This window comes from Kocuria sp. UBA1838, assembly GCF_002338785.1.
GTDB lineage: Bacteria > Actinomycetota > Actinomycetes > Actinomycetales > Micrococcaceae > Kocuria > Kocuria marina.
In genome coordinates this window covers 1-1,505 of record NZ_DDIY01000016.1, presented here as the reverse complement: position 1 = coordinate 1,505, position 1,505 = coordinate 1, and the positions used below count along the sequence as shown (strand labels likewise).

At 67.6% G+C, this 1,505-nt stretch carries 1 protein-coding gene; it reads left to right on the top strand.

The features are described from left to right. Window positions 1-1,089 (top strand): AMP-binding protein (locus tag B3I25_RS08130; RefSeq protein WP_286738568.1); only part of this gene is annotated, 1,089 nt, incomplete at its 5' end. Window positions 1,090-1,505 lie beyond the last annotated feature (416 nt).

The following is a 1,505-nucleotide window of genomic DNA, read 5'->3' as shown; positions in this document are numbered from 1 at the left end:
GGCGGCGTCGGCTACGGCGTCGCGGACGAGAACGCGCCCATCACCCTGAACTACACCTCCGGCACCACGGGGCGCCCCAAGGGGGTGCTGTACGGCCACCGCGGGGCGTACCTGAACAGCCTCGGGGAGGTGTTCCACAATGGGTTCACCGGCGCCACGCGGTACCTGTGGACCCTGCCCATGTTCCACTGCAACGGGTGGTGCACCACGTGGGCCGTGACCGCCGCGGGCGGCACGCACGTGTGCTTGCGGGCCGTGCGCGCGGACGAGATCTGGCGCGCGTTCGACGAGCAGGGCATCACCCACCTGTGCGGCGCGCCGGCCGTGTGCTCGATCATCGTGGACGGTCCGGAGGCCCACCCACTCGAACACACCATCAGGATCACGACCGCTGGGGCCCCGCCCGCGCCGAGCATCATCGAGCGGCTGGAGAGCGCGGGCTTCGACATCGTCCACGTGTACGGGCTCACCGAGGTCTTCGGCCCCATCACCATTTGCGAACCCCAGGAACAGTGGCGTGAGCTCTCGCCCCGGGAGCGGGCGCAGCAGATGTCCCGGCAGGGGGTGGCCATGATCCAGGCGGAATCCGCCCGCGTGGTGGACGACTCCCTCGAGGACGTGCCGGCGGACGGTACAACCGTGGGGGAAGTGGTGCTGCGGGGCAACAACGTGATGATCGGCTACTACAAGGACGTACCCGCCACGCGGAAGGCATTCGAGGGCGGGTGGTTCCACACGGGTGACCTGGGGGTCATGCACCCCAACAACTACATCCAGCTGCGGGACCGCGCCAAGGACATCATCATCTCCGGCGGGGAGAACATCTCGTCCATCGAGGTGGAGCAGGCCCTCTACTCCCATCCGGACGTCGCGGACGTCGCCGTCGTGGGGGTAGCTCACGAGAAGTGGGGCGAACGCCCGGTCGCGCACGTGGTGCGGGTGAACGGGTCCACGGTCACGGAGGACGACCTGCGCGACCACGTCCGGAACCAGCTCAGCGGGTTCAAGGTGCCGGATTCGGTCGTGTTCAGTGACGAGCTGCCGCGCACGGCCACGGGCAAGGTGCGCAAGAACCTGCTGCGGGACTGAGGCAGCCACCCGGGTAACGCCACTGCGCGACCGCGGCCACGTGATTGTGCGGCCGTTGTCTGCGGGCGCCGCGTCGATGCCCGGCTCGGGGCGGGGCGACCACCCCGCGTCCGAACGCGGCCCGGAGGTGGCGGGCCCTCCCCAGGGCCGTTTTGCGCAGTCCCGCGGGCGTGTGTAATGTATTCCAAGTCGCCGCAAGGACGAACAGCGAACCGCTGGTCCGGCAGGCCGACGAGGTACCTCCCCCAACTTCCGAACGGCAACAGCGTGCGAACGCCGAGTTGCGAAGAAGACGGGGAACGGATAAGCTAGTCGAGTTGCCGCAAGGACAGCGAGAAGCGTTCCGAATCAACGGCAGCCAAAACTTCCAACTCATGGCTCTGGATAAGAGCTTAGGTGTGGTTTGTTGTTTGTCA